At 58.9% G+C, this 6112-nt stretch carries 7 protein-coding genes; 6 read left to right on the top strand and 1 reads right to left on the bottom strand.

Annotated features, from left to right (window positions below; genetic code table 11):
- Positions 1-173 precede the first annotated feature (173 nt).
- Positions 174-1523 (top strand): NCS2 family permease, encoded by a 1350-nt coding sequence (locus Q8O69_RS04820; RefSeq protein WP_371136048.1) that lies wholly within the window; start codon positions 174-176, stop codon positions 1521-1523.
- A 67-nt stretch (positions 1524-1590) separates the two neighbouring features.
- Positions 1591-2217, top strand: a complete 627-nt coding sequence (locus Q8O69_RS04815) for a LysE family translocator (protein ID WP_305590007.1) — start codon at positions 1591-1593, stop codon at positions 2215-2217.
- A 199-nt stretch (positions 2218-2416) separates the two neighbouring features.
- Here the strand turns inward: Q8O69_RS04815 and uraH are convergent, their stop codons facing one another.
- Positions 2417-2770 (bottom strand): hydroxyisourate hydrolase, encoded by a 354-nt coding sequence (uraH, locus tag Q8O69_RS04810; protein WP_275962911.1) that lies wholly within the window; start codon positions 2768-2770, stop codon positions 2417-2419.
- Positions 2771-3183: 413 nt separating this feature from the next.
- Here uraH and puuE point away from each other — a divergent pair, with 413 nt between their 5' ends.
- The 4 genes from puuE to Q8O69_RS04790 all read left to right on the top strand — a co-directional run.
- Positions 3184-4125, top strand: coding sequence for an allantoinase PuuE (gene puuE / locus Q8O69_RS04805; protein WP_305590004.1), 942 nt, complete (start codon positions 3184-3186; stop codon positions 4123-4125).
- Complete coding sequence (uraD, locus tag Q8O69_RS04800; protein WP_305590002.1) at positions 4122-4637, top strand: 2-oxo-4-hydroxy-4-carboxy-5-ureidoimidazoline decarboxylase; 516 nt, start codon at positions 4122-4124, stop codon at positions 4635-4637. The genes puuE and uraD overlap by 4 nt, the downstream gene beginning before the upstream one ends.
- 49 nt (positions 4638-4686) lie before the next feature.
- Complete coding sequence (gene alc / locus Q8O69_RS04795) at positions 4687-5682, top strand: allantoicase (RefSeq protein ID WP_160087052.1); 996 nt, start codon at positions 4687-4689, stop codon at positions 5680-5682.
- A gap of 59 nt (positions 5683-5741) precedes the next feature.
- Positions 5742-6112, top strand: a 371-nt coding sequence (locus Q8O69_RS04790) for an ureidoglycolate lyase (RefSeq protein WP_305589999.1), incomplete at its 3' end; no start/stop codon positions are given.

Here is a 6112-nt window from a genome sequence, read left to right as displayed (position 1 = left end):
AACATTATTTGCTTTTTTTGTATACAACATCATAATCGGCCTCAGTGTTATTTCTTGACCGCTAGGTCAGCTAAGCACGCCAGCAAGGCAAAAAAACACCACCTACCTCAAGAGTCGAGCAGTGCGCAGCACAGGCTCTGGGTGGCACACAACAAGAGATGAGGAGTACCCCTGTGGAAAGCGCTAAACAAGAACAACAGGCGACGCAGATGCAAGACCTGATCAAACCCGGTCTGCTTGACCGCTTCTTCAAGCTGACCGAACACCGCACCACAATCAAAACCGAACTGCTGGCGGGCCTGACGACTTTCGTCACCATGGCTTACATCATCTTCGTTAACCCCAACATCATGGCCACAGCCGGCGTCGATCACGGTGCGGCGTTTGTCGCCACCTGCATCGGTGCGGCCATCGGCTGTTTCCTGATGGGTCTGTACGCCAACTGGCCAGTCGGCCTGGCACCCGGCATGGGCCTCAATGCCTTCTTCACCTACACCGTTGTCGGTGAAATGGGCTACAGCTGGCAGATCGCCCTTGGCGCGGTGTTTATCTCCGGCGTGCTGTTTATGATCATGAGCCTGTCACGCATCCGCGAGTGGCTGCTTAACAGCATCCCCATGAGCCTGCGCTTTGCCATGGGTGCTGGGGTGGGTCTGTTCCTCGGGCTGATCGGTCTGAAGACTGCGGGCATTGTTGTCGACAGCCCAGCAACTCTGCTGACCATGGGCTCATTCGGTGAACCGAATGCAATCCTCGCCGCAGTGTGCTTCCTACTGATTGCCGTGCTCAGCCACCGCAACGTGTTCGGCGCCATCCTGTTCAGCATGCTCGGCGTCACCGCCATCGGCTGGGGCATCGGCATCGTTGAATACAACGGCCTGGTTTCCATGCCGCCAAGCCTGGCACCAACCTTGATGGCCCTGGATATCGCCGGCGCCTTCAACATTGCCATGATCAGCGTGATTCTGGCCTTCCTCTTCGTCAACATGTTCGACACCGCCGGCACCCTGATGGGCGTCGCCCATCGCGCCAACCTGGTGGATGAGGACGGCAAGATCCAGAACCTGTCCAAGGCCCTCAAGGCCGACAGTACCTCCAGCGTGGTCGGGGCCTTTGTCGGTTGCCCACCGGTCACCAGCTATGTGGAAAGTGCTGCGGGCGTTGCTGCCGGTGGCCGTACTGGTCTGACGGCTGTTGCGGTGGGCGTGCTGTTTCTCTGCGCGATGTTCTTTGCCCCGCTAGCCGGGATGATCCCCGCCTACGCCACCGCTGGCGCGCTGATTTATGTGGCAATGCTGATGATGAGCGGCATGGCGCATATCGACTGGAAAGATCACACCGACACCATCCCGGCGATCGTCACCGTGGTCATGATGCCGCTGACTTTCTCCATCGCCAACGGTATTGCCCTGGGCTTCCTGACCTACGCGACGCTGAAGTTGCTGACCGGTCAGCGCGACAAGGTATCGCTGAGCCTGTACGTTCTGTGCATTATCTTTATCGCCAAGTTCGCCTTCCTGTAAGGTTGGCCGGCTGGTAACCAAGCCCCGACGCGCGCGTCGGGGCTTTTGCGCATCTGGAGAATCGTTAATGAGTCTGGAAACCTGGCTGTTGTTCGCAAGTGCTGCACTGGTGGTGATTCTGATCCCGGGGCCGCTATCACTGTTGATGGTCAGCAACAGCCTCAACTACGGCCTGCGCCGCTCGGCACCGGCCTTTATTGGTGGGGTGTCAGCTTCTATCTGTTTATTGAGTGCTTCGGCGCTGGGCCTTGGCGCACTGCTGCTGGCCTCTGAGCAGCTGTTCAGCCTACTCAAACTGGTCGGCGCGCTGTACCTGTTCTACCTCGCCTGGCAAAGCTGGCAGGAATCACGCAAAGCCGCCAAACCGGTGACGGCCGAAGAGCAGCCGGTCAACCCAGGCTTTCGCAGCATGTTCTGGAAGGCCTTCGGCTTGGGCGCCAGCAATCCCAAGGACATCCTGTTCTTTGCCGCCTTCTTGCCGCAGTTCATCAGCGCCGAGCGGCCCATGCTTGGCCAGTTGCTGGTGATGATCGCCACCTGGGCGGTGTTGGACCTGGCCTGCAAGCTGTTCTACGGCCTCAGCGCCCAGGGCGCCGCGCGCTACCTGCGCTCGGGCAAAGGCCAGGTGTGGTTCAACCGCATCAGTGCTGCCTTGTTTGGCGGGGCTGGTGCTGCCTCGCTGCTTAGCCGCTGACAGCCTGCCAAGGCTTATCCACGTCACGACCTGTAGGAGCGGGCCATGCCCGCGAACCGATATCGCGGGCATGGTACTGCGCGCCCCGCCCGCTCCTACTCCAGCGCTTGAAACCCGACAAATCGCAGGCAAAAAAAAGCCCGCAGTGTGTACGGGCTAAGGACTCTTAAATTGAGTCCGAGGGTGACAAGCATTCGGTTCAGCTACCGCGGTAGGTGGAGTAGCTGTAAGGGGAAATCAGCAGCGGTACGTGGTAATGCTCCTGCCCGGCATCAATACCGAAGCGCAGCACCACAACATCCAGAAAAGCCTGCTCAGGCAATTTGACGCCGCGCGCGCGGTAGTAATCGCCGGCATGGAAATGCAGTTGGTAAACGCCGCTGCGGTAATCGTCACCCTGCAGCACTGGCGCATCGCAACGCCCGTCGTGGTTGGTGACAACGCTATTGAGCAGCTCCAGCTGAGCCCCTTCAACGCGATACAACTCAATCTTCAATTCGCTGCCTGGGCAACCGTGGGCGGCATCCAGTACGTGTGTGGTCAATCGTCCCATCGCTTATGGGCACCTGTGCAGACAAGCCAACACAGACGCCGCACCTCCTCTACTTTTATTGAATTCGGCAGATTTATCAGGCTAAGCAGCCTCGACTGAGCTGAAGCATAGCATGCCGAAATTCAAAAATAAGACAATTTTATAAAAAAACTGTACACAATAAATCGATCATTACGCCTGCTTAGCGCACCGCAAACGGGCAGCAAATCAGCCATAAGTGCTGCGAGCACTGCTTTTGCACAGCAACAGCTGACGCACTGGACAGATTCATCACTAAGGCAAAATTTCGCAAAATAAGTGAATTTTAGATTTACAAGATGCAAAGCACTTTGTATACAATTAGCCCATCACGGTCGTGCAACGCATTCATGCCTGCCCAATGACCGCCACAAACAGCAAGAAGGAAGACTGCAGTGAGCGCTGACTACCCACGCGACCTGATCGGTTACGCCAACAACCCGCCCCACCCGCATTGGCCGAATGATGCGCGCATCGCCCTGTCGTTTGTGCTCAATTACGAGGAAGGCGGCGAGCGCAACATCCTGCACGGCGACAAGGAGTCCGAGGCTTTCCTCTCCGAGATGGTTTCCGCCCAGCCGCTGCAAGGTCAGCGCAACCTGTGCATGGAGTCGCTCTACGAGTATGGCAGCCGTGCCGGCGTCTGGCGTTTGCTGAACCTGTTCCAGAAACACAACATCCCGCTGACTATTTTCGCCGTGGCCATGGCTGCGCAGCGTCACCCGGATGCGATCAAGGCGATGGTCGCCGCCGGTCACGAGATCTGCAGCCACGGCTACCGCTGGATCGACTACCAGAACATGAGCGAAGCCGAAGAGCGCGAGCATATGCTTGAAGCCATCCGCATCCTCACCGAGCTGACTGGTCAGCGCCCACAGGGCTGGTACACCGGCCGCCTCGGCCCGAACACTCGCCGCCTGGTGCGCGAGGAAGGTGGCTTCCTGTATGACAGCGACACCTACGACGACGACCTGCCCTACTGGGACCCGGCCAGCACTGCGGCCAAACCGCATCTGGTGATTCCTTACACCCTGGACACCAACGACATGCGCTTCACCCAGGTGCAGGGTTTCAACAAGGGCGACGATTTCTTCGAATACCTGAAAGACGCCTTCGATGTGCTTTACGCCGAAGGCGTGGCCGGCGCGCCGAAGATGCTTTCGATCGGCATGCATTGCCGCCTGCTCGGCCGCCCGGCACGCCTGGCGTCGCTGGCGAAGTTTCTTGAATACGTGCAGAGCCACGAAAAAGTCTGGTGCGCACGCCGCGTCGACATCGCCAAACACTGGCACGCGACCCATCCGCTGCAAGAGCCATCCAAGGAGAGCTCGAAATGAGCCGTTTTCAAACCCTGACCCCATCGCGCCTGAGCCGCGAAAACTTCGTCAACGTCTTCGCCGACATTTACGAACACTCGCCCTGGGTCGCCGAGAAGGCTTTTGATCTGGGCCAGGACGAGAGCATTAACGAAATCGACGGCCTGCATCAGCGTATGGCCGACCTGTTGCTCAGTGCCAGCCATGCGACGCAGCTGGCATTGATCAATGCTCACCCGGATCTGGCCGGCAAGGCAGCCGTACGCGGTGAGTTGACCGCCTCCTCCACATCGGAGCAGGCGGGTGCGGGCATTCACGCCTGTACCGCAGAAGAGTTCGCCCGCTTTACCGAACTGAACGATGCCTACAAAGCCAAGTTCGGCTTCCCCTTCATCATGGCGGTGAAAGGCAGCAATCGGCACCAGATCCTGGCGGCCTTCGAGGAGCGGATTCATAACTCCCCGGAGCAAGAATTCGCCTGCGCCCTGGCCGAGATCAACAAGATCGCGCTGTTCCGCTTGCAGCAGCTGTAGGCCGCAAGCCCTCCGCCCTCCCCAACGCCATCACTAAGGCAGACATTTCATGAAAGCTTACGCCGTACCCTTTGAGAAATACGTCAACCTCGCCGACGCACGCCTGGGCACCAAGGCCATCTCGGTCACCGACGACTGGTTCGCCGACGTTAACCGTCTGTTCCAGCCGACCCCGGCCGTATGGAAGGAGGGCGTGTTCGATGACAACGGCAAGTGGATGGATGGCTGGGAGTCGCGTCGCAAGCGCTTCGAAGGTTACGACAGCGCGGTAATCCGCCTGGGCGTACCGGGCTCGATCAAGGGTGTGGACATCGACACCAGCTTCTTCACCGGTAACTTCCCGCCATCGGCGTCCCTGGAAGGCTGCTTTGTCGCTGAAGGTGACCCGACCGACGCCACCGTGTGGACTGAAGTGCTGGCCGCAGTAGAGCTGCAAGGCAACAGCCACCACTACCATGAAATTGCCAATGCACAGGCCTTCACCCACCTGCGCTTCAACATCTATCCGGACGGCGGCGTCGCCCGTCTGCGCGTCTACGGCGTACCGTTCCGCGACTGGTCGAACGTAGGTGACAACGAAGAAGTTGACCTGGCTTCTGCACTGAATGGCGGTCGCGCCCTGGCCTGCTCGGACGAACACTTCGGCCGCATGAGCAACATCCTCAACCCAGGCCGTGGCATCAACATGGGCGACGGCTGGGAAACTGCACGTCGCCGTACCCCAGGTAACGACTGGGTGATTGTCGCCCTCGGCCATCCGGGCGAGATCGAACGCATCGTCGTCGACACCCTGCACTTCAAAGGCAACTACCCGGACAGCTGCTCGATCCAGGCGGCCTTCGTCAAAGGCGGCACCGACAGCCAGATCGAGACCCAGAGCCTGTTCTGGCGCGAGCTGCTGCCAAGCCAGAAACTGCAGATGCACGCCGAGCACGAGTTCAGCGAGCAGATCAAAGCGCTGGGCCCGATCACCCACGTACGGGTGAACGTGTTCCCGGACGGCGGTATCAGCCGCCTGCGCCTGTTCGGCAAAGTCGCCAAGTAAGCCAATAAACCCCTCTCCCATTGGGAGAGGGGCATAAACGAACGAACAAGAAGACCAACATGCGCAAATTGATCATTGAGCCGCTGAGCAAAGAAGCCTTCGCCCCCTTTGGTGACGTTATCGAAACCGAAGGCAGTGAATTCTTCATGATCAACAATGGCTCCACTCGCCGCTATCACAAACTGGCCACGGTCGAGACCGCACAGCCAGAGGATAAGGCGATCATCAGCATCTTCAGTGCCGAGGCCCTGGATATGCCGCTGACCATCCGCATGCTGGAGCGCCATCCGCAGGGCAGTCAGGCGTTTATTCCGCTGCTCGGCAACCCCTTTCTGATTGTGGTCGCGCCAGTTGGCGATGCACCTGAATCGGAGTTGGTCCGCGCCTTCCGCAGCAACGGCAGGCAGGGCATTAATTACCATCGCGGCGT

Origin of the sequence: Pseudomonas sp., assembly GCF_030690725.1 — a bacterium.
In the GTDB taxonomy this organism is placed as follows: Bacteria; Pseudomonadota; Gammaproteobacteria; order Pseudomonadales; family Pseudomonadaceae; genus Aquipseudomonas.
Note: the sequence above shows the minus strand (reverse complement) of the source record. Positions and strands in the feature narration are given on the sequence as shown.

Coding starts and splice junctions, on each gene's coding strand:
- Q8O69_RS04815 (WP_305590007.1), top strand. CDS start 1,591: ATGAGTCTGGAAACCTGGCTGTTGTTCGCAAGTGCTGCACTGGTGGTG.
- uraH (WP_275962911.1), bottom strand. CDS start 2,770: ATGGGACGATTGACCACACACGTACTGGATGCCGCCCACGGTTGCCCA.
- uraD (WP_305590002.1), top strand. CDS start 4,122: ATGAGCCGTTTTCAAACCCTGACCCCATCGCGCCTGAGCCGCGAAAAC.
- alc (WP_160087052.1), top strand. CDS start 4,687: ATGAAAGCTTACGCCGTACCCTTTGAGAAATACGTCAACCTCGCCGAC.